This is a genomic window from Paenarthrobacter sp. PPS72 (assembly GCF_048537125.1).
GTDB classification, from domain to species: Bacteria; Actinomycetota; Actinomycetes; order Actinomycetales; family Micrococcaceae; genus Arthrobacter; species Arthrobacter nitroguajacolicus_E.
This window is the reverse complement of the sequence record NZ_JBLYIE010000101.1, coordinates 1-381: the sequence shown is the minus strand read 5'-3', so window position 1 is coordinate 381 and position 381 is coordinate 1. Positions and strand designations below refer to the sequence as shown.

Sequence of the window (381 nt, the reverse complement as noted above, 5' to 3'; positions counted from 1 at the left end):
CCAGTTGGCTGAGTTGGTTCTTCTCTAGGTGTATTGCCCACGGAGGTTGGTGACGCGGCTGGCTGGTGGCTGACCTTTGAGTGAGGTGTGGCCTCGGTGATGATTGTAGTGATGGAGCCAGTCGGCGAATGCGGCGACACGCTCGGTCTCTGATCGGTACGGGCGGGCGTAGGCCCATTCGTCGAGCATGGTGCGGTTGTAGCGCTCGACCTTGCCGTTGGTTTGGGGACGGTAGGGCCGGGTGCGTTTGTGCTTGATCACCGTGCCCAGGGCGTCCTTGAACGCGTAGGAGCGGTAGCAGGAGCCGTTATCGGTCAGGACCCGTTTGACGGTGATTCCGCAGGATTCGAAGTAGGCGTTGGCGCGTTCCCAGAAACCGGC

The 381-nt window shown here is 61.4% G+C and carries 1 protein-coding gene; it reads right to left on the bottom strand.

The features are described 5' to 3' along the window. Window positions 1–24: 24 nt before the first annotated feature. Window positions 25–381 (bottom strand): integrase core domain-containing protein (locus ACLRGI_RS23260; protein ID WP_419203795.1); only part of this gene is annotated, 357 nt, incomplete at its 5' end.